The organism is Sphingobium scionense (genome assembly GCF_014197035.1).
Taxonomy (GTDB): Bacteria; Pseudomonadota; Alphaproteobacteria; order Sphingomonadales; family Sphingomonadaceae; genus Sphingobium; species Sphingobium scionense.
Genome location: NZ_JACIEU010000015.1, coordinates 73684 through 97019, shown reverse-complemented (window position 1 = coordinate 97019; position 23336 = coordinate 73684). Strand labels below are relative to the sequence as shown.

The 23336-nt window shown below is 64.9% G+C and carries 23 protein-coding genes; 7 read left to right on the top strand and 16 right to left on the bottom strand.

Translation table 11 applies throughout. From position 1 onward, the window contains the following. Positions 1–18: 18 nt before the first annotated feature. Both mnmE and GGQ90_RS18100 read right to left on the bottom strand, forming a co-directional pair. Entirely contained in the window at positions 19–1305 is a 1287-nt protein-coding gene (gene mnmE, locus GGQ90_RS18105) for a tRNA uridine-5-carboxymethylaminomethyl(34) synthesis GTPase MnmE (RefSeq protein ID WP_188083372.1), read from the bottom strand. Next, entirely contained in the window at positions 1306–1563 is a 258-nt protein-coding gene (locus GGQ90_RS18100) for a DUF6489 family protein (protein ID WP_007703998.1), read from the bottom strand. 177 nt (positions 1564–1740) lie between these two features. On the opposite strand from GGQ90_RS18100, the gene GGQ90_RS18095 reads away from it, so the two are divergent. The 3 genes from GGQ90_RS18095 to GGQ90_RS18085 all read left to right on the top strand — a co-directional run bounded on the left by GGQ90_RS18095 (position 1741) and on the right by GGQ90_RS18085 (position 4587). Beyond that, a complete protein-coding gene (locus GGQ90_RS18095) occupies positions 1741–2442 on the top strand; it encodes a dienelactone hydrolase family protein (protein WP_188083371.1) in 702 nt (233 codons plus the stop codon). Beyond that, positions 2442–3413: a quinone oxidoreductase family protein gene (locus GGQ90_RS18090; RefSeq protein ID WP_246428305.1), complete on the top strand. Its 972-nt coding sequence runs from the start codon at positions 2442–2444 to the stop codon at positions 3411–3413. Before GGQ90_RS18095 ends, GGQ90_RS18090 begins: the two co-directional genes overlap by 1 nt. A gap of 151 nt (positions 3414–3564) precedes the next feature. Beyond that, positions 3565–4587, top strand: coding sequence for a phytanoyl-CoA dioxygenase family protein (locus tag GGQ90_RS18085; protein ID WP_188083370.1), 1023 nt, complete (start codon positions 3565–3567; stop codon positions 4585–4587). A gap of 38 nt (positions 4588–4625) precedes the next feature. Here GGQ90_RS18085 and GGQ90_RS18080 read toward each other — a convergent pair whose 3' ends face one another. Both GGQ90_RS18080 and rho read right to left on the bottom strand, forming a co-directional pair. Beyond that, entirely contained in the window at positions 4626–5345 is a 720-nt protein-coding gene (locus GGQ90_RS18080) for a YjbE family putative metal transport protein (RefSeq protein ID WP_188083369.1), read from the bottom strand. Positions 5346–5461: 116 nt separating this feature from the next. After that, positions 5462–6718 carry a transcription termination factor Rho gene (gene rho / locus GGQ90_RS18075; protein ID WP_188083368.1) on the bottom strand — a complete coding sequence of 419 codons (1257 nt, stop codon included), beginning with the start codon at positions 6716–6718 and terminating at the stop codon, positions 5462–5464. 279 nt (positions 6719–6997) lie between these two features. On the opposite strand from rho, the gene GGQ90_RS18070 reads away from it, so the two are divergent. Next, positions 6998–7963, top strand: coding sequence for a retroviral-like aspartic protease family protein (locus tag GGQ90_RS18070; RefSeq protein WP_188083367.1), 966 nt, complete (start codon positions 6998–7000; stop codon positions 7961–7963). A 9-nt stretch (positions 7964–7972) separates the two neighbouring features. Here GGQ90_RS18070 and GGQ90_RS18065 read toward each other — a convergent pair whose 3' ends face one another. From GGQ90_RS18065 to GGQ90_RS18040, 6 genes are all read right to left on the bottom strand, one after another. Next, positions 7973–10063 carry a transglycosylase domain-containing protein gene (locus GGQ90_RS18065; protein WP_188083366.1) on the bottom strand — a complete coding sequence of 697 codons (2091 nt, stop codon included), beginning with the start codon at positions 10061–10063 and terminating at the stop codon, positions 7973–7975. A gap of 179 nt (positions 10064–10242) precedes the next feature. Continuing rightward, on the bottom strand, positions 10243–10647 hold the full coding sequence (msrB, locus tag GGQ90_RS18060) for a peptide-methionine (R)-S-oxide reductase MsrB (RefSeq protein ID WP_188083365.1): 405 nt from the start codon (positions 10645–10647) through the stop codon (positions 10243–10245). A 43-nt stretch (positions 10648–10690) separates the two neighbouring features. Next, the gene (holA, locus tag GGQ90_RS18055; RefSeq protein ID WP_188083364.1) at positions 10691–11719 is read right to left on the bottom strand and encodes a DNA polymerase III subunit delta; all 1029 of its coding nucleotides are present in this window, start codon (positions 11717–11719) and stop codon (positions 10691–10693) included. A 10-nt stretch (positions 11720–11729) separates the two neighbouring features. Then, positions 11730–12272 carry an LPS assembly lipoprotein LptE gene (gene lptE / locus GGQ90_RS18050; RefSeq protein ID WP_188083363.1) on the bottom strand — a complete coding sequence of 181 codons (543 nt, stop codon included), beginning with the start codon at positions 12270–12272 and terminating at the stop codon, positions 11730–11732. A gap of 64 nt (positions 12273–12336) precedes the next feature. After that, positions 12337–14850: a leucine--tRNA ligase gene (gene leuS / locus GGQ90_RS18045; protein ID WP_188083362.1), complete on the bottom strand. Its 2514-nt coding sequence runs from the start codon at positions 14848–14850 to the stop codon at positions 12337–12339. Between the two features lie 103 nt (positions 14851–14953). After that, entirely contained in the window at positions 14954–15400 is a 447-nt protein-coding gene (locus tag GGQ90_RS18040) for a DUF3576 domain-containing protein (protein ID WP_004209178.1), read from the bottom strand. Between the two features lie 234 nt (positions 15401–15634). Here GGQ90_RS18040 and GGQ90_RS18035 point away from each other — a divergent pair, with 234 nt between their 5' ends. After that, positions 15635–16363 carry a hypothetical protein gene (locus GGQ90_RS18035; RefSeq protein WP_188083361.1) on the top strand — a complete coding sequence of 243 codons (729 nt, stop codon included), beginning with the start codon at positions 15635–15637 and terminating at the stop codon, positions 16361–16363. 61 nt (positions 16364–16424) lie between these two features. On the opposite strand, the gene GGQ90_RS18030 is transcribed toward GGQ90_RS18035, so the two are convergent. From GGQ90_RS18030 to GGQ90_RS18020, 3 genes are all read right to left on the bottom strand, one after another. Next, a complete protein-coding gene (locus GGQ90_RS18030) occupies positions 16425–16844 on the bottom strand; it encodes a putative quinol monooxygenase (protein WP_246428304.1) in 420 nt (139 codons plus the stop codon). Further along, on the bottom strand, positions 16831–17154 hold the full coding sequence (locus tag GGQ90_RS18025; protein WP_188083360.1) for a carboxymuconolactone decarboxylase family protein: 324 nt from the start codon (positions 17152–17154) through the stop codon (positions 16831–16833). The genes GGQ90_RS18030 and GGQ90_RS18025 overlap by 14 nt, the downstream gene beginning before the upstream one ends. A gap of 96 nt (positions 17155–17250) precedes the next feature. Continuing rightward, complete coding sequence (locus GGQ90_RS18020) at positions 17251–17805, bottom strand: thiamine phosphate synthase (RefSeq protein ID WP_188083359.1); 555 nt, start codon at positions 17803–17805, stop codon at positions 17251–17253. Positions 17806–17828: 23 nt separating this feature from the next. Between GGQ90_RS18020 and GGQ90_RS18015 the strand changes: the two genes are divergently transcribed. Continuing rightward, positions 17829–18563: a YggS family pyridoxal phosphate-dependent enzyme gene (locus tag GGQ90_RS18015; RefSeq protein WP_188083358.1), complete on the top strand. Its 735-nt coding sequence runs from the start codon at positions 17829–17831 to the stop codon at positions 18561–18563. On the opposite strand, the gene GGQ90_RS18010 is transcribed toward GGQ90_RS18015, so the two are convergent. Beyond that, complete coding sequence (locus GGQ90_RS18010; RefSeq protein WP_188083412.1) at positions 18541–21336, bottom strand: TonB-dependent receptor; 2796 nt, start codon at positions 21334–21336, stop codon at positions 18541–18543. The two genes, GGQ90_RS18015 and GGQ90_RS18010, sit on opposite strands and share 23 nt — an antisense overlap. A gap of 190 nt (positions 21337–21526) precedes the next feature. Then, on the bottom strand, positions 21527–22186 hold the full coding sequence (pdeM, locus tag GGQ90_RS18005) for a ligase-associated DNA damage response endonuclease PdeM (protein ID WP_188083411.1): 660 nt from the start codon (positions 22184–22186) through the stop codon (positions 21527–21529). A gap of 65 nt (positions 22187–22251) precedes the next feature. Here pdeM and trhO point away from each other — a divergent pair, with 65 nt between their 5' ends. Next, a complete protein-coding gene (trhO, locus tag GGQ90_RS18000) occupies positions 22252–23076 on the top strand; it encodes an oxygen-dependent tRNA uridine(34) hydroxylase TrhO (protein ID WP_188083357.1) in 825 nt (274 codons plus the stop codon). Here the strand turns inward: trhO and GGQ90_RS17995 are convergent. Then, positions 23073–23333 (bottom strand): hypothetical protein, encoded by a 261-nt coding sequence (locus GGQ90_RS17995; RefSeq protein WP_188083356.1) that lies wholly within the window; start codon positions 23331–23333, stop codon positions 23073–23075. The two genes, trhO and GGQ90_RS17995, sit on opposite strands and share 4 nt — an antisense overlap. Positions 23334–23336: the final 3 nt, after the last annotated feature.

Genomic DNA, 23336 nt, shown 5'->3' with positions numbered 1-23336 from the left:
TTCCACGTGGAACAATCGCTATTTGCCGATGCAGAATCCCGAGAATAGACGGTCGAGCATATCCTCTGTGCCCGCCTGCCCGGTCAGCGCATCGATCGCCCGCCGCCCCAGGCGCAGTTCCTCGGCCAGCACCAGCAGGTCACGGGCCGCACCTGCGGCGAGCAGATGCTCATGCAAAGCTCGCACGCCATCCCGCTGCCGCGCATGCAGGGCATAGTCGCCCTCACCGGGTAACAGGGTTCCCGCCCGATCAAGCAGCATCGCCACCAGCGCCTCCATGCCCTCGCCCGTCCGCGCTGACAGATGCAGGCCTGGACGGTCGAGTGAGAACAGCGCGACATCGCTCTGCGCCGCGATCAGCAGCGCATCCTCGCGCGGTGCCTCGACTGGGTCGCCCAGCCACAGGATGATATCCGCCGCCTCCATCGCCGCCCGGGCGCGGTCGATGCCGATCGCCTCGATCGCGTCCCCGGTCTCGTCGCGCAGCCCAGCCGTGTCGGTGAACAGAAAGGCCGTGCCGCCGATCGCAGCGGGCACCTCGATCCGGTCGCGGGTGGTGCCGGCAATGTCGGAAACGATCGCTGCCTCGCGCCCCACCAGTCGATTGAGCAAGGTCGACTTGCCGGCGTTTGGCGGCCCGGCCAGCACCACCCGGATGCCGTCGCGCAGCCGCTCGGCAGATGGCGCAGACAACAACGCACCGACATCCTGTGCCAGTGCCGTCACCCCCTGCCCGATCCGCGCCTCGATATCGGCGTCGGGCACATCATCCTCGTCGGAGAAGTCGAGCGCCGCCTCGGCCATCGCTGACAGGTCGAGCAGCCGCATTCGCCAGCCGTCGATCCGCTGCGAGAAATGGCCCTCCATCATCGCCAGCGCCGCGCGCCGCTGCTGCTGCGTCTCTGCCGCCAGCAGATCGGCCAGCCCCTCCACCTCGTTCAGGTCCATGCGGCCATGGGCAAAGGCACGACGGGTGAACTCGCCCGCAGTTGCGCGGCGCAACTGTGGCATCGCACCCAGCGCCGCCTCGACCGCGGCGATCACCGCCCGGCCGCCATGGCAATGGAGTTCGGCCATATCCTCGCCCGTCACCGTGCGCGGCCCCGGCAGCCACAGCAGCAGCGCCCGGTCGAGCGGCGCGCCATCGCGCGGATCGGTCAGCAGCGCCAGGCTTGCCATGCGGGGGGTGGGCAGTCGCCCGGCCAGCGCCTGCAACGCCGCGCCCGCCATCGGGCCGCTGACGCGCACCACGCCAATCCCCGCCGGCGGCGCACCGCTCGACAGGGCGAAGATCGTCTCGCTCACTTAATCCTTCTTGTCGCCATTCTTGCCCGCCATGCCGGCCAGGCCAATGTCCATCATCTGCTTGAACAGGCGGACACCCGCATCGCCCATCGGCGAAAAGCTCTTGAACAGCGTCTCCATCTGCTCGACACTGCCGATGCCGTCCATGCCGTCGAGCATGGTCTTGATATATTTGTCGTGGATGGGGCTGACGTCCGGCAGGCCCAGAAAGGCGCGCGCCTCGGCCGGGGTGCAATCCACGTCGACGGTCACTTTCATCTGCTGCCCTTCCTTGTGGCGCCCTTCCGGTAGCGGATGTCCGCCAATGTTTCATCTCATGCCGCAAACAGGCCGGCGATGGCAAATTTTTTGGGCGCGACAGCGCGCTTGCACCCCTCGCCCAAGGCGCCAATATGCGCCTCGACCTACAGACTCCCCAAGGCGGAAGGATATCCCATGGCAGACTATATTCCGATCAAGACGCTGGAAGGTGACGGCCAGTTCGACGCCTATGTCGCCAAGCCCGACAGTCCGGCCAAGGCAGCGATCATCGTCATCCAGGAGATTTTCGGCGTCAATGAAGGCATTCGCCGCAAGTGCGACAGCTGGGCCAAGGCTGGCTATCTGGCGATCGCGCCCGACCTGTTCTGGCGCATCGATCCGCATATCGAGCTGGACGCCGACATCCCCGAACAGATGCAGCAGGCACTCGCCTATATCCCCCGCTTCAATCAGGATCAGGGCGTCCGCGATATCGAGGCGACCATCCGGGCCGCGCGCACCATGCTGGAAGGCCCGGCCAAGGTCGGCGTCGTCGGCTATTGCCTGGGCGGCCGTGTCGCCTTCATGACCGCCTGCCGCACCGATGGCGATGCCTTTGTCGGCTATTATGGCGTGGGCATCGACGGGCTGCTGGGCGAACAACATGCCATCGGCAAGCCGACCATGTTGCATATCCCGACCAATGACGGCTTCGTCCCCGCCGACGTTCAGGCCAAAATGCATGACGGGCTGAAGGACAACCGCCACGTCACCCTGCATGATTATGAGGGACTTGATCATGGCTTCGCCGCCGAGATGGGCGATCGCCGCGTCGAGGAAGTCGCCCAACTGGCCGACCGTCGCACCGCCGACTTCTTCGCGCAGGCGCTCGCCTGATGTCGGGCGACGCATGGCGGATGATCGTCCGGGCCCATGGCGGGCCTGAGGCGATCGAGCGGGAGAGCTTCGATCCCGGCGCGCCCGGCGAGGGGGAAGTGCTGATCGCGCAGGATGCGGTCGGCCTCAATTTCATTGATACCTATTATCGCACCGGCCTCTACCCCGCCCCCCTGCCTCTCACCCTCGGATCGGAAGGCGCCGGTCATATCGTCGCAGTGGGTGCTGGCGTCACCGATCTTGCCGTGGGTGACAAGGTCGGCTGCGCAGCCGGCCTGGGTGCCTATGCCACCCACCGCATCGTCCCGGCCGACCGGGTCGTGCATATCCCCGAGAGCGTGACGACGGCCGATGCCGCCGCAATGATGCTCAAGGGCATGACCGCCTGTTACCTGGCCGAGGACATGATCGACCTGCTGCCCGGTGATGTGGCGCTGGTCCATGCCGCAGCTGGTGGTGTGGGATCGGTGCTGGTGCCCTGGCTGCGCGACAAGGGTGTGGTGGTGATCGCCCATAGCGGTTCGGCGGAAAAGGCGGCCAGGGTCGATGCAGACCACAGCCTGTCCGGCCCGCTCGACGGTCTGGCCGCCCAGGTGCGCGATCTGACCGGTGGCGCCGGTGTGGCCGTTGCCTATGATGGCGTCGGCAAGGATAGCTGGGCCGCCTCGCTTGCCAGCCTGCGCCGGCGTGGCCTGCTGGTCAGCTATGGCAATGCGTCGGGCGCGGTCCCGCCGATCAGCCTGCTCGACCTCAGTCGCAACGGCTCGCTCTATGTCAGCCGCCCGACCCTGTTCGACTATGTCGCGACGGCGGAGGATCTGGCCAACACCGCCGAACGGTTGTTCGACCGGATGGCACGCGGCATCGTGTCGGCCCGGATCGGCCAGAGCTTCGCTCTCGCCGACGCCGCGGACGCCCATCGTGCGCTGGAAGGGCGCCAGACGACCGGCAGCACCATCCTGATCCCCTAAGCCTCTGGCTGATCTTCATAATCTCATCAGGGGCGGCATTACACTACACATGCCGTCCCTTTTTTTGGGCAGGCAATCTGCCCACCCTTCCCTATTGATCGTCATTTGCAGTATTCGACGAGAGATGTCGCCGTCCCGAAAGAACAAGAACATGTCCCGATTGGCCAAGCTGATCCTGCTACCATGGTGGACCGTGCAGCTGGCGACCGGCGCCAAATCCTTTCTCGACAATCCTCTGATCGGCTCGTCCCGGCTCAATGCACTGGGCCTCCATATTGGGCGCGTCAGGCTCGCCCAATGGATGACAGCCCGTCGTCGCTCGCGTCTCGCTGCAGATCTTTCCGCAGCCGATCGTCATGCCTTTGATCGCGACGGTTTCATCGAGATTCGCGATTTCCTGCCGCCGGAGCAGTTTGCTGCCCTGCGCGAGCAGATTGCCGCCTATCAGGCTGTTCCACGTGAAATGGCGCAGGGTCATACCATCACCCGCCGCTTCGCCCTGGACGGCGCTGCCCGGCACGCCATGCCGGCAGCGGCGCACTTTCTCGATCATCCTCGCTGGCGTGCGCTGGCGCGCTATGCGGCCGGATTCAATGTCGAGCCGCTGATCTACATCCAGACCATTCTCACCCACCGGCGGGAAGGCGCCCCCGACCCGCAGACCCAACTGCATGCCGACACCTTCCATCCCGCAATGAAGGCCTGGCTGTTCCTGGAGGACGTCCCGGCCGAAGGTGGCCCCTTTACCTATGTCCCCGGATCACACCGGCTGACCCCCGCGCGTGCGGCGTGGGAGAAACAGCGCAGCCTGACAGCGCGTGATGGCGATTGCCGTCTGTCGGCGCGCGGATCGCTGCGAATCCAGGAAGCCGAGCTGGCCGGTCTTGGCCTGCCACCGCCGCGCCAGTTTCCAGTCCCTGCCAACACATTGGTGATCGCCGACACATTTGGCTTCCATGCGCGGGGCGAAGCAGCGCAGCGCTCTACCCGCGTCGAACTCTGGGCCTATGGCCGGCGCAACCCCTTCCGCCCGCTGGTGGGCCTCGACCTGTGGAGCCTGCCAGGCATCACCGAACGGCGCATCAACCTGCGCTGGGGCCTGCGCGATGCCGTCTCGCGCTGGATCGGCCACCCCTGGCGCCCAGTCGGCATGAAAAGGCCCGCCGACGACTGAGCGCGGGCGGGCCGATTTCCAACCGATTCTACGGTCGATCAGAAGAGCGTCAGCACGCCGACCGACCGGTCCATGATGCCGTCATAGATCATCGAACAGGCGACATAGACGATCACCGCAAGGCCGATATAGGCCAGCCAGCGGAAGCGCTCGATATATTTGGCAATGATGTTCGCCGCGATGCCCATCATCGCGACCGATAGGATCAGGCCGATGATCAGGATACCGGGATGCTCGCGCGCCGCGCCGGCCACAGCCAGTACATTGTCCAGGCTCATGCTGACATCGGCGATCGCCACCGACCAGGCAGCGGCAGCGAAGCTCTTGGCCGGGTGCAGGCCCGACACATCATCATCGCTCGGATCATCAGGCGTGTGCGCCCCGGCATTTGGCCGCAATTCGCGCCACATCTTCCAACTGACCCACAGCAGCAACAGGCCGCCAGCCAGGATGAGGCCGACAATCTGCATCAGCTGGCTGACCACCAGCGCAAAGCCGATGCGCAGCACCAGCGCCGCGATGATGCCGATCAGGATCACCTGCTGGCGCTGCTTGGGCGGCAGGCCGGCGGCCAGCGCACCGACGACAATCGCATTGTCGCCCGCCAGCAGGATATCGATCATCAGCACCTGGCCAAAGGCGGCCAGGGCGCTGGGCGTCCCGATATTGCTGAAGTCGTTGACGATATGCTGCCAGATATCCGCGGGGGAACCGAACCCCTGTGCGGCCGAAGCGGCGGTGGCGATAAGGTCGAGCATGACGGCCTAACGTCCCTATATGTGAAAATGAAGAGAGCCGGACCATATACATGGCCCGGCTCTCACCGCAAAATATATGGCGGGGTGGCTGCACATCCGCGCAGCCGTCCCGACGCTTACTGGTTCATGGTCGCGAAGAAATCTTCGTTGGTCTTGGAATCCTTCATCTTGTCGAGCAGGAACTCCATCGCGTCGACCGTGCCCATCTGCATGAGGATGCGGCGCAGCACCCACATCTTGCTGAGCGTCGGCTTCTCGACCAGCAGCTCTTCCTTGCGGGTGCCGGACTTGCCGACGTCCAGCGCCGGGAAGATGCGCTTGTCCGCGACCTTGCGGTCCAGCACGATTTCCGAGTTGCCGGTGCCCTTGAACTCTTCGAAGATGACTTCGTCCATGCGACTGCCGGTGTCGATCAGTGCGGTCGCGATGATCGAGAGCGAGCCGCCTTCCTCGATGTTGCGCGCGGCGCCGAAGAAGCGCTTCGGGCGCTGCAGCGCGTTGGCGTCGACACCGCCGGTCAGCACCTTGCCCGACGAGGGCACGACAGTGTTGTAGGCGCGGCCGAGACGGGTGATCGAGTCGAGCAGGATGACGACATCCTTCTTGTGCTCGACCAGACGCTTGGCCTTCTCGATCACCATTTCAGCGACCTGGACGTGGCGGGTGGCAGGCTCGTCGAAGGTCGAGGAGACGACTTCGCCCTTCACGCTGCGCTGCATGTCGGTGACTTCTTCCGGACGCTCGTCGATCAGCAGGACGATCAGGAAGACTTCGGGATGATTGTCGGTGATGGCCTTGGCGATGTTCTGCAGCATCACCGTCTTGCCGACGCGCGGCGGCGCGACGATCAGCGTGCGCTGGCCCTTGCCCTGCGGCGAAACGATATCGATGACACGGGCCGACTTGTCCTTGATGGTCGGGTCGAGCGTGTCGAGGCGCAGCTTCTGCTCGGGATAGAGCGGCGTCAGATTGTCAAAATTGACGCGATGACGGACGACATCGGGGTCATCGAAATTGATCGACAGCAGCTTGGTCAGGGCAAAATAGCGCTCGCCGTCCTTGGGCGCGCGAATTTCACCTTCCACCGTGTCGCCGGTGCGCAGGCCGAAGCGGCGAACCTGGTTGGGCGAGACATAGATGTCGTCGGGACCAGCCAGGAAATTGGCTTCCGGGCTGCGCAGGAAGCCGAAGCCGTCGGGCAGCACCTCGATCGTGCCCTCTCCCATGATCTGTTCGCCATTTTCGGCCTCGGCCTTCAGGATGGCGAACATCAAATCCTGCTTGCGCAGGGTCGATGCGCCCTCGACGCCCAGTTCCTCGGCCATGGTGACGAGGTCGGCAGGCGGCTGTTTCTTGAGGTCCTTGAGATGCATTGCGAGTCGGTCCGATGGAGTGAGGGATAGAATAGCCGGGTAAATAAGGGAGAATTGGCCCGGTCGATGTCTCGGGAAGGCCTCGCGCCGGACGGGCGAGGGATATGATTGGCGTTTAGCGACCGCGCTGCCTGCAAGTCAAGCGAGGACATTTCCCTATTCCGCCTGAATTTGGGAGCTATGCGGCGGTTTTCGACAGGTGGTGCCCCATCTGCGGCGATGGACGCCATGTCCTGCCGCGTGATATGATGCGACATAAAATATCGGAAGGATGAGGAGATGCGTTATTTCCGTGCCCTGCTGGCGATCGCCACGGGCGCGCTTATCGCGCTGCCGCTAGCAGCGCAGGACAGCCCCCCGCTTGATCCCGACATACCGCCCACCGTCGTCCGCACCGGTCCCTCGCTCGACGATCGTGTCACCATTCCCATCAGCATCGGCGGCAAGGGACCGTGGAACTTCGTCATCGATACCGGCTCGCAACGCACCGTCATCGCCCGCGACCTGGCCGACCGTCTCGCTTTGCCCAATCGGCGGATCGTCACCATCCTCAGCATGACCGGCAAGGCGCAGGTGCCGACCGTCGCCGTCCCCCGGCTCGGCTTCGGGGGATCGACGGTGGACGATATCGAGGCACCGGTGCTGAACGGCGAGCATCTGGGCGCCGCCGGGCTGCTCGGTCTCGACAGCCTGCACGCCAAGCGCGTACTGCTCAATTTCCGTACCGGCCGGATGGAGATCAGCGAAAGCCGCCGCCTGCCCCCGCGCGACCCCGACGCGATCATCGTCGAGGCGCGGCGGCGCAAGGGGCAGCTGATCCTTATCGATTCCGACGTCAACGGGATGAAGGTGAACATCATCCTGGATACCGGCGCCAATTTCAGCGTCGGCAATCTGGCGCTGCGCGACAAGCTGATCCGCAAGAAACGCGCGCCCGCACTGCTGCAGGCCAGCCTGATCAGCGTGACGGGCGATACGCTGACCGGCGATGTCGGACGGCTGGATTTCGTGCGCATGGGCCGGGTCAAGCTGACCGGCGTGCCGGTGCTGTTCGCCGAGGCCAGCCCCTTCGCCGAACTGGGCCTTGCCGACAAGCCGGCACTGATGCTGGGGATGAACGCGCTGCGGCTGTTCGATCGGGTGGCGATCGACTTTGGCCGGGGCAAGGTGGACTTCCTGCTGCCCGACACCGGCGCGCTCGATCCGGTCCGGCTTGCGGCCTCAGCGCCCCATCAGGGGCGATGAGAAACCGGATCAGGGATTGTCCGGGCGCTGCTGGGCCGGCTGGCGCTGGCGCGGCGTGCGGCCCAGCACATTGTCGATCCATTGCTGGTCCAGGCGCGGCGGCGCAGGGCGATCGGCCGGATCGGGTTGCGCCGTATCCTCCTCATCCTCCGCCTCGCTGCCAGCGGGCCGGGCACGGTCGATCGGCAGGCCATTTTCATCGACCATCATGCCGCCTTCCATGCCGTTATCCGGCTGGCCATAATAGGCCTCCTCGTCCGGCTCCAGCTGCCATTCGGGCAGGGTGACCTGGGTCTCGAACTGCTCCACGGGACGCTTGGCGACGGCGACCTTCATATAATCGGCAAAGGCGTGGGCAGGCGCGCGACCGCCATAGAGCGAAGGCACCGCCTTGGCGTCATCGCGGCCGACCCAGACGCCGGTGGTGATGCCGCTGGAAAAGCCCAGGAACCAGCCATCCTTGCCGCTGTTGGTGGTGCCGGTCTTGCCCGCGACCGGGCGACCGATCTGCGCTGCCCTGCCGGTGCCGGTGCTGACCGCGGTCTGCATCAGGTCGGTCATGCCCGCCGCGACCCAGGGCGCCACCAGCACACGGCTGGTGTCATCCTGATGCTGGTAGAGCATCCGTCCGTCGGCGGTCGTCACCTTGGTGATGCCATAAGGGGTCACCGCCACGCCCTTGCGCGCGATCGAGGCGAAGGCACGGGTCATGTCGATCAGCCGCACATCCGACGTGCCCAGCACCATCGAGGGGTGGGTGTTGATCGGCGTGGTGATGCCGAAGCGGCGCGCCATGTCGGCGACGGTCGGGAAGCCGACCTCCACGCCCAGCTTCGCCGCGACCGTGTTGATCGAATAGGCAAAGGCCGTGCGGATATCGATCGCGCCGGCAAAGCGGCCATTGCTGTTGCGCGGGCTCCAGCCATTGATCGTCACCGGCTCGTCGGTAACGCCGGTGTCCGGGGTATAGCCCGCCTCCAGCGCCGCCATATAGACGAATATCTTCCAGGCTGACCCCGGCTGGCGCACGGCGGTCGTCGCGCGATTATAGTTGGACGTCACATAGTCGAGTCCGCCGACCATGGCGCGCACCGCGCCGTCGCGGTCCAGGCTGACCAGCGCGCCCTGCATGCCGTTCGACACATTGGCCTTCACCGCGGCGGTCGCCGCATTCTGCATGCCAAGGTCGATGGTGGTATAGACTTCCAGCGGCTCATTGGGCTCGTCGATCAGCGTATCGAGCTGCGGCAGCGCCCAGTCGGTGAAGTAGCGCACGCTGTTCTGCGGCGGCTCGGGCGCCATGCGGACGCCGGCCAGATTGGCATTGGCATGATCAGCAGCGCTGATCTTGCCATTTTCCTGCATCAGGTCGAGCACCACGCCGGCGCGGCCGATCGCGGCCTCGGCATCGGCGGTGGGGGAGTAGCTGGACGGCGCCTTCACCAGGCCGGCGATGATCGCCGCCTCGGGCAGGTCCAGGCTCTGTGCGGGATGGCCGAAGAATTTGCGGCTGGCCGCATCAATGCCATAGGCCCCGCCGCCGAAATAAACCTTGTTGAGATAGAGTTCCAGGATCTGCTGCTTGGAGAATTTGCGCTCCAGCGCCATCGCCAGCACCATCTCGCGGACCTTGCGGCCCCAGCTATAGCTGTTGTTGAGGAAGATGTTGCGCGCGACCTGCTGGGTGATGGTCGACGCCCCCTGCCAACGCCGGCCGCTGCCGCGCCGTTCCAGCGCGACCCAGGCCGCGCGTGCCATGCCGACCGGATCGACGCCGGGGTGCATGTAGAAACGCCGATCCTCGGTCGACACCATCGCGTCGACCATGACCGATGGAATCTGGTCATAGCTCAGCCAGCGGCCAAAGCTCGGCCCCAGGGATACGATGACCGATCCGTCCGCCGCATGGACGCGGATCATCTGGCCATTGGGCGAGGATTTGAGACTGTTATAGTCGGGCAGCGACTGCATCGCGATGAACACGGCCACGCCGATCGCGACCAATCCGGCGACGGCGCCGACCAGACCGATCTTGAGCCCGCGCACCAGCCATTTCTTCGCCTTGCCCGGCGCCTTCTTGCTCTTGTCAGATCGTGCCATTTGCCGCCCCGGATACGCGCTATTACCGGCCCGGACCAGCGCAAATCAGGGCGCTCGTCCGGAAAACTCCCCGGTCTGTAAGGATGATGCGGCTTTACCCGCGATGAATATCATTGGCGGACAGCCGAAAGCGCCGCGCCGGACAGCGAGTTGCGCCCGACCACAGTGCCGGCCTGTCCTTATTCCGCGTCGCCGCGCGGTTTGAAGTCCAGCGATGCGCTGTTCATGCAGTAACGCAGGCCGTTAACGCCGGGACCATCGGGAAAGACATGGCCCAGATGGCCTTCGCAGGTGGCACAGCGGACTTCGGTCCGCATCATGCCATGGCTGGCGTCGCGAATTTCCTCGACCGCGTCGATATCGACCGGCGCAGTGAAGCTGGGCCAGCCCGACCCGCTGTCATATTTTTCCTCGGCATCGAACAGCTCCGTGCCACAGCCAGCGCAAAAATAGACGCCATCGGCCTTGTTGCTGTTATATTTGCCAGTGAAAGCGCGTTCGGTGCCCGCTTCGCGCAGCACATGATATTGTTCGGGGGAAAGGCGCGCACGCCATTCGGCTTCGCTCAGGTCCAGCTTTTCCATGGCCGCAATATGGCGTCCACCCGGATGCTTATCAAGCCCGCGATCAGGCCCGTTCGCGCGCCGCTTGCCGTGTGATCGCGAGCAGTTCGTGCCGCACCAGCAGGTCGCCCAGCCCCTTGCCGCCACGGCTGGACCGTTCGGCCTGGGCCAGACGCTGGATGACGCGGGCGATACCGGTCGCGTCCCACAGCCGCACCTGACGGGTGACCAGCCCCTTCTCCTTCCAGAAGACCGCCTTTCCGGCCGAATCCACCGCCGCCTCCAGCCGCCCGCTGCTGTCGAAATCGGCGCGGATATTGGCGATCAGCATGGCACGGGTCAGCAGCGGCCGGATCACCGACGCCATGGCCGCGCCGATCTCCGCCAGATTGTTGAGTTCCTTATGCATCGCCCTGAGGTCGCCGCCCAGCACCGCATTGACCAGCGGCGCGGCATCGGAATCGGGATTGTCGGCCGACAGCGCGTCCAGCGCCTCCGCCGTCCCCTCGCGCGGCTGTTCCGGCGCGGCGTCGAGATAGAGCACCAGCTTCTCGATCTCGCCGCCCATCAACGCACGATCGCCATTGGCCAGGTCGACGATCCGCCGGGCCAGTTCCTGCGGCAAGCGCAGACCATTTTCGCGCGCGATGGCCATGGCGATCTGCTCCGCCTCGCGCGCATCGGGCTGGTAAGAGATGAAGGCCATGCAGCCCTTATGGTCCTGCGCCAGCTTGACCAGTTTCGACGTCGCCTTGAGCGCGCCGGCAATCGCGATCACCGGATTGCCGGCCGCTTCGGCTTCCAGCAACGCGGTCACCGCCGGCAGCGATTCATCACCCGTGCCGTTGATGCGGATCCAGCGCTTGTCACCGAACATGGAGAAGGACGCCGCCTCGTCGGCCAGCCGTGCCGGATCCTCGCGCAGCGTCGCCACGTCCAGGTCGACTCGCTCGGCGCCCGGCCCCATCGCCCGCTCCAGCCGCTTGGCCAGCGCACTGCTGCCGGCCTCATCAGGGCCATAGAGCAGGAAGAAACGAATGTCGGGCGTCGGCGCGTCGAGCGCCTTTTCAATCTGTCCGCGATTGGCCTTCACGTCCGGGCCTTCACTGCGCGGCCGGCGCCGATGCCGAAGTCTGTCCCGCTTCCTTGCGCGTCGCATACAGCGCCAGGCGGGTGACGATCTGGTCGGCAACGATCTGCGACAGCCGCTCCAGCGCCGTATCTTCGGCCGCGATCGTCGCATATTCACTCGACGTCGCGTTGATGCCCGCGTCGGAACTGGCGCTATCGTCCAGCACCTGCGCGCCGGTCGCTTCATCGATCAACTGATAGCGCGCACGCAGCGTCCGCCGTTCACGGGTGATCGCAGCGTCGGACCGCAGACCAAAGCCGCTGATCTGGTCATCCAGCTTGACCACCAGCCTGTAGCTGGGGCCGGAGCCATTGCTGATCGCACCCAGCCGGTCGTTGAGCGCATTGCGCATCAGCCAGCCGCTCTTGCCTGCAATATCCTGCACCTCGACATGGCCCAGCCCCTGCGCCACCGCGCCATGGCTGCCGCCGCCATAGACCGGGCGCAGCCCGCAGGCGGTAAGAAGGGGCGCGGTGAGAAGAGTCAGGGCGACGAGGGGAAGAATGCGCTTCATGGGCATGATCCTTATCCCGTCCCCCCGCCCTTGTCGAACCAAAGGTCGGGGTGACGGGCACAGGTCAGATGACCAGATTGACCAGACGATCGGGCACCACGATCACCTTCTTGGGGATGGCGCCATCCAGCGTGCGAACGACGTTCGGCGCAGCCAGCGCCAGCTTTTCCAGCTCATCCTTGGGCGTGCCCTTGGGCACGGTGATGGTGTCGCGCAGCTTGCCCATCACCTGGCAGGCGATGGTCACTTCGTCCTCGACCAGCAGCGCCGGATCGACCGCCGGCCAGGCGGCTTCGGCTATCAGGCCGTCCTGCGCCATCTCGGCCCAGCCCTCTTCGGCCAGATGCGGCGTCATCGGCGCGACCAGCAGCGCCAGCGCGCGGATCGCCGCGGTACGGCTGGCCGACGGCTTGGCCTTCTCGATTGCGTTCACCAGCTCATAGATCTTGGCGACGGCCTTGTTGAAGCCCAGCGCCTCGATATCCTTGGCGACGCCGTCGATCGTCTGGTGCAGCTTGCGATCCAGAGCCTTGTCCTGGCCTTCGGCTGCCGCATCGGCTTCGCCGAACAGGCGCCAGACGCGGTTGACGAAGCGCCAGCTGCCCTCGATGCCCGCCTCGGTCCAGGGCAGGTCGCGCTCGGGCGGGCTGTCCGACAGCATGAACCAGCGCACGGCGTCGGCACCATATTGTTCGATGATGTCATCGGGATCGACGACATTCTTCTTCGACTTGGACATCTTCTCGACGCGACCGACCGTGACCGGCGCACCGCTCTCGATATGGACATAGTCGTCGCCGGACTTCTTGATTTCCTGCGGCGACAGCCAGCTGCCATCGCCGGCCTTATAGGTCTCGTGCGTCACCATGCCCTGGGTGAACAGGCCGGTGAAGGGCTCGGCAAAACCCAGCTGGCCCATATGCTGCAGCGCGCGGGTCCAGAAGCGGGCGTAGAGAAGATGCAGGATCGCATGTTCCACGCCGCCAATATACTGGCCGACCGGCAACCACTGCTCGACGGTCGCACGATCGAACGGCTTGTCGTCGGGCTGGCTGGCGAAGCGGATGAAATACCAGCTCGAATCCGCGAAGGTGTCGAGCGTGTCGGTCTCGCGCCGCGCTGCCTTGCCGCAGGACGGGCAATCGACATGCTTCCAGCTCGGGTGGCGGTCCAGCGGGTTGCCGGGAATGTCGAAGGTCACATCCTCGGGCAGCTTCACCGGCAGCTGGTCCTTGGGCACGCCCACCACGCCACAATCATCACAATGGATGACCGGGATCGGGGTGCCCCAGTAACGCTGGCGCGACACGCCCCAGTCGCGCAGGCGGAACACGGTCTTGCCCGCACCCCAGCCTTCACCTTCGGCGCGGGCGATGACGGCGGCCTTGGCGGCTTCGACGGCCATGCCATCCAGGAAGCGCGAGTTCACCAGATGGCCGGGGCCGGTATAGGCCTCGTCATGGATCGGCTTGTCGGCTTCGCCCTCCGGCGCGACGACGCGCTCGACCGGCAGCATATATTTGCGCGCGAAGTCGAGGTCGCGCTGGTCATGCGCGGGCACGCCCATCACGGCGCCGGTGCCATAGTCCATCAGCACGAAATTGGCGATGAAGACGGGCAGATGCCATTCCGGATCGAACGGATGCGCCACCGTCAGGCCGGTGTCGAAGCCCAGCTTCTCCGCCGTTTCCAGCTCGGCGGCGGTGGTGCCGCCTTCCTTGCACTTCTCGATGAAGGCAACGGCATCGGGGTTGTTCGCGGCGACGGCCTGGGCGACCGGATGGTCGGCCGCGATCGCGACGAAGCTGGCACCGAAGATGGTGTCGGGCCGGGTCGAATAGACCTCGATCGCGCTGTCGAACGGCGCGACCGGCTTGAAGCTGAACTGCAGGCCGACCGACTTGCCGATCCAGTTTTCCTGCATGGTCCGCACCTTGTCGGGCCACTGGTCGAGCGTTCCCAGCCCCTCCAGCAGGTCGTCGGCGAACTGCGTGATCTTGAGGAACCACTGGTTGAGCTTGCGCTTCTCGACCAGCGCGCCCGAGCGCCAGCCGCGCCCGTCGATCACCTGCTCGTTCGCCAGCACGGTCATGTCGACCGGATCCCAGTTGACCTGGCTTTCCTTGCGATAGACCAGGCCTGCTTCCAGCATGTCCAGGAACAGCGCCTGTTCATGGCCATAATAATCCGGCTCGCAGGTGGCGAGTTCGCGGCTCCAGTCGATCGCAAAGCCCAGCTTTTTGAGCTGCGCGCGCATATTGGCGATGTTGGACCGGGTCCAGTCGCCCGGATGGACCTTCTTTTCCATCGCCGCATTTTCGGCCGGCATGCCGAACGCGTCCCAGCCCATCGGATGCAGCACTTCATGGCCGGTCATCCGGCGGAAGCGCGCCAGCACGTCGCCCATCGAGTAGTTGCGGACATGACCGATATGGATGCGCCCCGACGGATAGGGGAACATCTCCAGCACGTAGCTGCGCGGCTTCGTCGAGGCATCGTCCGCCTTGAAGCTCTGCTTCTCGTCCCAGACGGCCTGCCAGCGGGCGTCGGCCTCCAGCGGGTTGAAGCGCCTTTGCATGTCATGTCCTTACAAATGCAAGCGGGCTGGGCTCTGTAAAAGCCCAGCCCCGATGGTTTGAAAACAGGGCGTTACCGTAGCAGTCGCGCCCGAAAGGGGTGGTTCAGCCGATCGCCATGCGGCGCAGGTCGCGCGCCTTGGTCAGGATGATCTCTTCCAGCTTCTGCACCGTCGCGGCCTGCACCGGCGCATCGACCCACTGGCCATTCTGGTTGACCTGGCGGCTGGCAGCGACGCGCAGCGCGTCGGCCCGCAGATCCTGGTCCAGGATCGACACGGTGACCTTCATCCGCTCACTCGGCGTGTTGGGATTGGTATACCAGTCGGTAACGATGACGCCGCCGTTGGAATCGGTCTGCACCATCGGCATGAAGGACAGCGTGTCAAGGCTGGCGCGCCACAGATAGGCGTTGACGCCGATGGTGGTGACCTTCGACGCGGCCAGATCGGCCTTGGGCCGTTCCTTCGCGCCGCCCCCGCATGCGGCAAGCGGCAGAAGCGCAGCCAGCAGAAGACCGGAGGAAAGGGTAACGGGAAGGCGACGGACCATCAGGCATGTCCTAGCTTGAAAAAGACGAAAAACGCCCCGCTTCTATAGTCGACGCGCGCCATTGGGCAAGGGGGCGCGCGGGTCCGACACGCCACGGATCGTCGCAATCCGTTCTCGAAGTCTGTGTGCTCTGTGCAACAGCTCAGACAAAAAGCGGAAAGCGCCTCTGGTCAATGGCGCCTTTTGGTGTCTAATGCGTCTTGAAAAATAACCGGTGGGGAAGAGATTCGAATCATGCGCGTGACACGGGGACATTTGGCATTGGCAGGCTCGGCGATTGCCGTCGCTGGCTTCATGCTGTCGCCCGCTTTTGGCGCCGCAACCGATCTCGTTCGCCCGCATCAGGACGCCCCGGTATCGCTCGGCGCGCTGGGCAGCATTTCCTCCTTCACGCCGACGACCAAGGATTCACGGCTGGCGGCAGCCTATGCGAAGATCGCCGCCACTGCCGGTCGCCAGAATTTCCGTTTCACGCCGACCAGCGGCTCGCTCAGCGGCCAGCGCTCGATCACCGTGATGGTGCGCGCCAGCGATGTCGATCGCGTCGCGGCCAGCCGCTCGGTAGTTCCGGTCAACATCGCCCCGGTCAGCTTCAGCCTGAATGGCGAGCATGGCTGGCGCAAGTTTGCTCTGCCGGAAATGACCGGTCGCAAGGCGCTGGATCCGGTTCCTGTCGAAACCCTGGTCGATGCGAAGAACTTCTCGCTGGATGACGACAAGAAGGATCGCTTCAGCACCAAGGTGCTGCTGGAAAGTCGGCGGGAGCCGACCGCGACCGTTCGCAATCCGAGCGCGGACAAGGATTATTCGCTGGATCTGGCCAGTTCCTATTCGCTGACCCGCAACCTGAATGTGACGGCGGGCATCCGCTACAACAACAGCGTGGCCGGCCGCCTGACCCCGATGACCGACGAGCGCCAGGACAACCAGGCCGTCTATCTGGGCACCATCTTCAAATTCTGATCGCCTGTTTGGGCAGGGATAAGCATGATCGGCATCGCCTGATGCCGATCGCTCCGACGCGTCAGCAATAGCTGCCGCCGCCCTTGGCACAGAGCATGACCGGCTCCGTCTCGATCAGGCGCAGTGACTGCACCATGTCGGCGGTGCCCCGCTTATATTTCAGGAAATGCGGTGTCTTGAGATGCGCCTGATAGGCCGCATCGCTGGCATAGACTTCCAGCAGGCGAATGCTGGCCGGCTTCCCGGCGATCGCCACCGCCGACAGTGACAGAACACCCGGTTCCTGCGCCACCGACGCGGCAATCTCCTCGCGCAGATAGGTCTTATACTCCTCGATCTGCGCCGGATCGATCTCCAGCTCCGCGATCCGCACGATCGGCTTGTCCGGCGCGGCCTGCGCCTTGGCCTGCCGCCCGGCCCCGACGCCCAGCATGAAGGCGGCCAGCGTCAATGCGCCCATCGCCGCCTTAGTCCTGCGCATCGTCGAACAGCTTGCGCGCGATGCCAAGCGCCGTCATCGCCGGCGGCCAACCGGCATAAAAGGCCAGATGAGTGATGGTCGCGATGATCTCCTCGCGCGTCAGCCCATTGTCCAGTGCCCGTTGCAGATGGAAGGGCAGTTCATTGCCGCGATAGAGCGAGATGAGGCTGGTGATGGTGATGAGGCTGCGGTCGCGCGGCGACAGTGCCGGATCGGCCCACACATCCCCGAACAGGGTCTTGTCGGTCATTTCCGCCAGATGGGGCGCCAGATCGCCAAAGGATCGGCGCGCGTCGGTCGGTTCGGTCATATCGGGTCTCCACAGGATGAACGGCATCACTCCAACCTAACCGACTTATCCACAGGCTATTAGGCCCGCATCCGCGCTAGACCCCATGACCCTGATTCATATATTACCGGTCAATCCGTCGATCGCCGCCCAGCCGGCCGCACCGATTCCGTGCAGCACATGCCGGTGCCCTGCCTTTACGCCACCCAGCGCGATTACCGGCGCCTTCGCCTGCCGCGCAAGCGCGACGAATCCCACTCGCCCCAGCGCCCCGGCACCAGGATGCGACCGGGTCGGAAACAGAGGAGACAGAAAGACCATATCCGCGCGCGCCGCGGCCTGAAGTTCCCGCGCATCATGCGCCGCCAGGCTGTGGATAAGTCTGTGGAAATTTTTCGGCCCATCCCGCCCATGCCAGCCATCCGCGCGCCAGGCCGCCGCTGTCCGCGCATCGCCCGCGAGTATCAGCACCAGCCGCCGTCGCCGCGCGATCGTTCGCAACGCTTCGAACAGCGCGCGCCGTTTCACCGCTTCGGTGCGATAATGGCGGAAGACGATTCCCGCCCGCCCGCGCGGCAAGCGCGCCGCCGCCGCCAGCAGCAACGCATCCTCCACCCGCTCATCGGTCATCAGCCATAGGCCGGGCAGCTTTTTGCGGTGGCGGGCGTGCATGGCCATCGCCTATAGCAGCCGCCATGACCATCGACATCCCCGAAGCTGCGGCCCGCCTCGCCACCCTGCGCGACCAGATCGACCGCGCCGCCCGCCTGACCCAGCGCAGCGCCGACGACATCAACCTGATCGCCGTGTCCAAGACCCAGCCCGCCGAAGCGATCCTTCCGCTGATCCACGCCGGCCAGCGCATCTTCGGCGAAAACCGCGTCCAGGAAAGCCAGGACAAATGGCCCGCCCTGCGCGAGCAATTCTCGGATCTGACCCTGCATCTGGTCGGCCAGCTTCAGTCGAACAAGGCAACCGATGCCGTCGCCCTGTTCGACGTCATCCATTCGCTCGATCGCCTCTCACTGCTGACCGCGCTCGCCAAGGCAATGGACGCCGCGGCCAAGCGCCTGCCCTGCTTCATCCAGGTGAATATCGGTGCCGAAGAGCAGAAGGGCGGTTGCCTGATCGCCGATGTGCCGGCGCTGATCGCCGCCGCGCGCGACGCCGACATCCCCCTGCTCGGCCTGATGTGCGTGCCCCCGGCCGATGTCGAACCGGCGCCCTATTTTGCCCTGCTCGCAAAAATGGCGCGGGAAGAGGGCCTCCCGCGCCTGTCGATGGGCATGTCGGGCGATTTCGAAACCGCCCTGATGCTGGGCGCCACCGACATTCGCGTCGGCACCGCCCTGTTCGGCGAACGCGCTCCCCTCAGCCGCCCCGTCCCCCGGAGCGGCCTGGGGATGATCAGAAACGCCCCCGCAAGGTGATGCCATAGGTGCGGGGTTCGGCCAGATAGGCGGAGATGAGCTGGTTCGCCATCGGCGCGCCCTGCGCGAACTGGCCGGTGGTCGATGTCGCCGGGCTGCTCGACTGGAGCGGGCTGCTGAAGGCGACCTGGGTATAATCCTGGTTGAAGATATTCTGGCCCCAGAATTCGACTGCCCAGCGCTGATCCTTGCCCCGCAGGCCGACACGCGCATTGAATACGGCAAAGCCGTCCTGCGCCTTTTCCGGGAACAGGTCGGACCCGGTATTATAGTCGCTCATCATGCGGCCATCGATGTAGAAGAGCGCGGACAGGCCGTTGGACCCGATGTCGGGCGTCCAGGCCATGCTCGCGGTCGTCACCAGTTGCGGCGCATTGCTGTTGATCGATCCGGGCAGCAGGAACAGTGCCGGATCGAGCGGCACACTGCCATCGCCGCTGCCGACCAGCCGCTTGGCGAATTTCGCCCGCGCATAGGTCAGGCCGCCGGTCAGGCGGAAATGGCGCACTGGTGAGGCCGTCAGTTCCAATTCCACGCCCTGGCTGATCAGGCCCGGCCCGACGTCGCCGGAATCGCAGGTTCGCGCCGCCGACAGGGCACTGTCGCAGCCATTGATATTCTGCACGACGAAGCTGGTGCCGTTGAAGGTGTTCAGCTGGAAATTCTTGAACTCCTGGCGGAAGGCCGCAATGTTCGCACTCCATTTCGGCTGGGTAAATTTGAGGCCGATTTCAAAGGCATCGACCTTCTCTGCGGCGAAACGCAGGCTGGTCACATCGGCATTGGTGCGCGGCGCATAGACCGCCGGCACCGTGTTCAGGCCGGTCGATCCCAGCTGGAAGCGGTCGAGATTGAAGCCGCCCGCCTTGTAGCCCTTGGAATAGCTGCCATAGACCAGCATCTCGTCGATCGGCTTCCACGACAGCACCGCCGTGCCGCTGAACTCGCCGTCGCTGATCTTGTCGTTGAGGTCGAGCGCATTGAGCGTGGTGGAGCCATTGCCAAGGCAGCCGAGCGTCAGGATGCCGCCCGCCAGCGCCGCCGCGCTGCCCAGCGACGCATTGGTCGCCAGCGCCGGCAGCGAAGATGCCTGCAACGCCGCGCAGGTCGCATTGTTGTTGTTGAAATCCGAAGAGAATTTCTTCGATTCATGGGTGTAGCGCAGGCCCAGAGTCAGATCGAGCCGCTTGGTGATGTGGATGATATTATGGGTGAAGAGCGCCCAATTCTCGCTCTTCTGCCGATAGATGGAGGCGACGTCGCCGGTGCCTTCCGGGATTGCCGCCAGCGCGCGCAGGCCATTGCCAAGTCCGGTGGAGATCGCCCCCGCCTGCGCCGCCGCGACGCCGGCCGGCAACCCGGCATTGATCAGCGCGGCGGTCAGGCCGGCATTGAGATTGGCCTGGGTGCCGCCGATCAGCGCCGACGTGGCAAGACCGCTGCCGCAGGCCGCCAGTTGCGCCGCAGTGAAGTTGCTGTTGACGCCCGCGCCCGCCATCAGGCGGCAGGCAGCAAAGCGGCCATAATCGGCGCCAAAGCGGATATTATCCTCGAGCGTCAGCTTCTCATTGGCGTAATAGCCGCCCACCAGCCAGTCGAGCGACTCGTTGAAGGCCGAACCCTGCGCCCGCAATTCCTGGGTAAAGGTCTTGAACTGGCGATAGGTGTTGGGATCGCGATAGAGAAGGTCGGCGCCCGAATAGTCATAATCGCCATAGTCGCGGGATTTATAGTCGCGATAGGCGGTGATGCTGGTCAGTTTCGCGCCGCCCAGATCATAGTTGATCTCGCCCGAAACGCCCCAATCCTTGAGCTTGCTGACATAGTCGCGCCCTTCGCTGATGGTCAGTTCGCGATCATAGGGATCGGCGGGGAAGACGCTGCCCTGCCCGGCCAGAATCGCGCCGATGCGGTTGAACGGCGCGGTGGTATAGCCGCCGCCGGTCGCCGGCCGCCGTTCGCGCGTTTCGACATAGGCCGCGCCACAGCAGCTTTCATCGCGATTGGTATAATCGCCGATCAGCCGGATCGACAGATCGTCACTGGGTTCGATCAGCGCCTGACCGCGCAGGAAATAGCGGTCGCGGTCATTGGTGTCGCCGACCTTGTTGCCGCTGGCATCGACCAGATCGTAGAAACCGTCGCGCTTAGACCAGACACCGTCCAGGCTCAGCGCAATCCCCTTGGCGATCGGGCCGGTGATGCGCCCGGCCAGGCGCCAATAATCATAATTGCCATAGGTCGCCTCGGCCATGCCGCCCAGGGTGAATTCCGGCGCCTTGCTGACGATGTTGATCAAACCCGCCGACGCGTTGCGGCCGAACAGCGTGCCCTGCGGCCCGCGCAGCACCTCGACCCGCTCGATCTCGCCCAGATCATTGAGGCCCGCGCCGGTGCGCGAACGATAGACGCCGTCGATGAACACCGCGACCGAGCTTTCCAGGCCAGGATTGTCGCCGACTGTGCCGATGCCGCGAATACGGGCCGAACCATTGGCCTCGGTCCCGGTCGAAGAGACCAGCAGGGACGGTGCCAACTGGTTGAGCGCGCGAATATCATTGGCGCCGCTATTCTGCATCGCTTGCTGGCCGACCGCCGATACCGCGATCGGCACGTCGGACAGCGGACTGGCGCGACGGGTCGCGGTAACGATGATGTCGACGCTTTCGGTGTCCACTGCCGCCTGCGGCGCGGTATCCTGGGCATGGGCAAGCGGCATCGCGCCCACCAGCGCGACGGCACCGGCGGACAGCAGCCAAAGGCTCTTGTGCATCATGATGTGCATCCTCTCCTGGCCCGCCTGGCTTTTTGCCGGGTCGGGACTATGCGCGATTATGCTGCCACAGTCGGAATAACGCAATATATCACGTAATTCCGCGCGTTTTCCGCAGTTGCGTGATGATGGCTGCATGACCCTGTGGCCTAGCAGCAACAATTTAACGCCCGGTTTCCGTAGCGTTTGCTTACGTCAGCGGAAAGCGCAGCAATCGGTCGGAAACGGGTATCAACGCCATTGCACCCGGCCCGACGGCCTTTTGTATCTCGCCATGGCCTGCATCCAGCCCGCCCGTCAGCGCACCCAGCGCCGGCAGGATCAGCTTGGTCGGCGATCCGACGAAGCAGCGGCGCGATACATGCCGGCCGCGCAGCGACAGGCGCAGCTTGGGATGGAAATGGCCCGATATTTCCGGCCGGGGATCGGCCGGATTGGCCTCATGCCGCAGCCAGACGCCGTCCACCTCCGCCTCGACCGCACGACGTCCGCCCGGCATCTGCGCCACGCCGACGTCATGATTGCCGGTTATCCACAGCCAGTCGAGCCGTTCGGTCAGGGCCGCCAACCGCGCCCGCGCCCGTGGGTCCAGCCGCGCCGCGCCATCGGCATCATGAAAACTGTCGCCTAAGGACCAGATCGCCCGCGCGCCGGTGCGCGCCACCAGCGTCTCGATCATGTCCAGCGTCGCCGCGCTGTCATGCGGCGGCAGGAACTGGCCGAAGCGCGCATACCAGCTCGCCTTCTCGAAATGCAGATCAGCCACCAGCAGCGCGCCCTGCGCCGGCCAGAAGAGGGCCGCCTCCGGCAACGCCAGGAAATCATGACCTGCGAACGAAAGGGGAACCATCACCCGGCTATGCGCCCTCTTCGCCCGGCTTTCAAGTGCGCGCGCCAGCGCCTATAGGGCTTCCCATGTTCACCGTCGCAGCCCTCTACCGTTTCGCCACCTTCGCCGACCCGCAGGCCACCGCCGCCGATCTGCGCGCATTATGCGCCGACCTTGGCACCCGTGGCACGCTGATCCTGGCGCGCGAGGGCATCAACGGCACGGTCGCGGGTACGGCCGATGCGATCGACCAGCTGGTCGCCCATATCCGCGCCCTGCCCGGCTGCGCCGATGTCGACGTCAAATATGCGACCGCCGACAGCGCCCCCTTCGGCAAGATGAAGGTCAAGGTGAAGGCGGAGATCGTGACCCTGGGCGCGGGCGACCTCGATCCCGCCCACCAGGCCGGCATCCATCTCGATCCCACGGACTGGAACGCGCTGATCGCCGATCCAGACACCGTCATCATCGACACCCGCAACGCCTATGAGGTGGCGGTCGGCACGTTCGAGAATGCGATCGACCCGGCCACCCGCTCCTTCCGCGAATTTCCCGCCTGGTTCGACGATTTCGCCGCCAAGCTGCGCGACGAAGGCCGCAGCCCGAAGATCGCGATGTTCTGCACCGGGGGCATTCGCTGCGAAAAATCGACCGCGCTGGTCAAGGCGCGCGGCTTTGAAGAGGTTTATCACCTCAAGGGCGGGATCCTGCGCTATCTGGAGGAAATGCCCCAAGCGCAAAGCCGCTGGCAGGGCGACTGCTATGTCTTCGACGAGCGTGTCGCGGTGGGCCATGGTCTCAAACAGGGCCATTATGCCACCTGCAGCGCCTGCGGCCTGCCCTATCCGCGCGATACCGATCATGACTGCCCCGGCGGCGACGCCGACGGCGCCTGGCCGCATCGGGGCTAATCCGCGCTTTCCACCAGTTCGACCATCTCGAAGATATAGGATGTCCAGCCCCGCATCCGCGCGCCGTCGGGCGCCGCCGTCCGCTTCTTCTTCGCCTCGGCCAGCGAGCGGGTATGGCCCCAGAACACCTCGGTCTTGCCATTTTCCAGCACGGCGACGATCCGCCAATAATGGGTGAAGGGATCGGCGGTCGGCCCGATCTTCTTCACATAGCCGTCCGGCATGGTGGCGGTCAGATAGCGTTTCCGGCGCGCCATCGG

Bases quoted from the DNA above. Each gene is read 5' to 3' on its own strand.
- GGQ90_RS18100 (WP_007703998.1), bottom strand. From the start codon at position 1,563: ATGAAAGTGACCGTCGACGTGGATTGCACCCCGGCCGAGGCGCGCGCC.
- GGQ90_RS18095 (WP_188083371.1), top strand. From the start codon at position 1,741: ATGGCAGACTATATTCCGATCAAGACGCTGGAAGGTGACGGCCAGTTC.
- GGQ90_RS18090 (WP_246428305.1), top strand. From the start codon at position 2,442: ATGTCGGGCGACGCATGGCGGATGATCGTCCGGGCCCATGGCGGGCCT.
- GGQ90_RS18085 (WP_188083370.1), top strand. From the start codon at position 3,565: ATGTCCCGATTGGCCAAGCTGATCCTGCTACCATGGTGGACCGTGCAG.
- GGQ90_RS18080 (WP_188083369.1), bottom strand. From the start codon at position 5,345: ATGCTCGACCTTATCGCCACCGCCGCTTCGGCCGCACAGGGGTTCGGT.
- rho (WP_188083368.1), bottom strand. From the start codon at position 6,718: ATGCATCTCAAGGACCTCAAGAAACAGCCGCCTGCCGACCTCGTCACC.
- GGQ90_RS18070 (WP_188083367.1), top strand. From the start codon at position 6,998: ATGCGTTATTTCCGTGCCCTGCTGGCGATCGCCACGGGCGCGCTTATC.
- GGQ90_RS18065 (WP_188083366.1), bottom strand. From the start codon at position 10,063: ATGGCACGATCTGACAAGAGCAAGAAGGCGCCGGGCAAGGCGAAGAAA.
- msrB (WP_188083365.1), bottom strand. From the start codon at position 10,647: ATGGAAAAGCTGGACCTGAGCGAAGCCGAATGGCGTGCGCGCCTTTCC.
- lptE (WP_188083363.1), bottom strand. From the start codon at position 12,272: ATGAAGCGCATTCTTCCCCTCGTCGCCCTGACTCTTCTCACCGCGCCC.
- leuS (WP_188083362.1), bottom strand. From the start codon at position 14,850: ATGCAAAGGCGCTTCAACCCGCTGGAGGCCGACGCCCGCTGGCAGGCC.
- GGQ90_RS18040 (WP_004209178.1), bottom strand. From the start codon at position 15,400: ATGGTCCGTCGCCTTCCCGTTACCCTTTCCTCCGGTCTTCTGCTGGCT.
- GGQ90_RS18035 (WP_188083361.1), top strand. From the start codon at position 15,635: ATGCGCGTGACACGGGGACATTTGGCATTGGCAGGCTCGGCGATTGCC.
- GGQ90_RS18030 (WP_246428304.1), bottom strand. From the start codon at position 16,844: ATGCGCAGGACTAAGGCGGCGATGGGCGCATTGACGCTGGCCGCCTTC.
- GGQ90_RS18025 (WP_188083360.1), bottom strand. From the start codon at position 17,154: ATGACCGAACCGACCGACGCGCGCCGATCCTTTGGCGATCTGGCGCCC.
- GGQ90_RS18020 (WP_188083359.1), bottom strand. From the start codon at position 17,805: ATGCACGCCCGCCACCGCAAAAAGCTGCCCGGCCTATGGCTGATGACC.
- GGQ90_RS18015 (WP_188083358.1), top strand. From the start codon at position 17,829: ATGACCATCGACATCCCCGAAGCTGCGGCCCGCCTCGCCACCCTGCGC.
- GGQ90_RS18010 (WP_188083412.1), bottom strand. From the start codon at position 21,336: ATGCACAAGAGCCTTTGGCTGCTGTCCGCCGGTGCCGTCGCGCTGGTG.
- pdeM (WP_188083411.1), bottom strand. From the start codon at position 22,186: ATGGTTCCCCTTTCGTTCGCAGGTCATGATTTCCTGGCGTTGCCGGAG.
- trhO (WP_188083357.1), top strand. From the start codon at position 22,252: ATGTTCACCGTCGCAGCCCTCTACCGTTTCGCCACCTTCGCCGACCCG.
- GGQ90_RS17995 (WP_188083356.1), bottom strand. From the start codon at position 23,333: ATGGCGCGCCGGAAACGCTATCTGACCGCCACCATGCCGGACGGCTAT.